Source organism: Vibrio sp. 2304 (assembly GCF_033339475.1).
Lineage (GTDB): Bacteria > Pseudomonadota > Gammaproteobacteria > Enterobacterales > Vibrionaceae > Vibrio > Vibrio alginolyticus.
In genome coordinates, this window is the sequence record NZ_JAWOUQ010000059.1 from 315 (window position 1) to 707 (window position 393).

At 71.0% G+C, this 393-nt stretch carries 1 protein-coding gene; it reads right to left on the reverse strand.

Annotation, left to right across the window (positions count from 1 at the left end; all coding sequences use genetic code 11):
* The coding region (locus tag R7P64_RS24230) for a GntR family transcriptional regulator (protein ID WP_318124153.1) at positions 1-393 on the reverse strand (393 nt) is incomplete at both ends.

Below are 393 nucleotides of genomic sequence, written 5' to 3' on the forward strand. Positions count from 1 at the left end.
TGCTGCGGCTGACAGTCGATACTGCGCGACAGGCGTAGATAAGCGACGATAGCCTGGCGCAGAAGCGGATCGCCGCCGGGATCGCCGGGTGCAAGATCGAACCGCGACTGCGTCCGCAGCCGACGCCCCATCACCCGCGCCCACTGCCCGCGCGGAAAGAGATCCAGCGCCGGCAGCCCCATCTGAAACGGCAGCGGCTCCGTCGGCGCGGCCGGTTGCACTGGCGGTACCGGCGCCAGCTGGCGCGGGCTGAGCCGCTCGCTGACAAAGGTCCCCGCCTGCCCACGCCGCTCGAGCCATCCCTGGGCGACCAGCTCTCCCCAGGCGTTTTCGATGGTCGCCCGGGAGACGCCCTGCTCCTGAGCGTACACCCGGCTGGCGGGCAAACGGCTG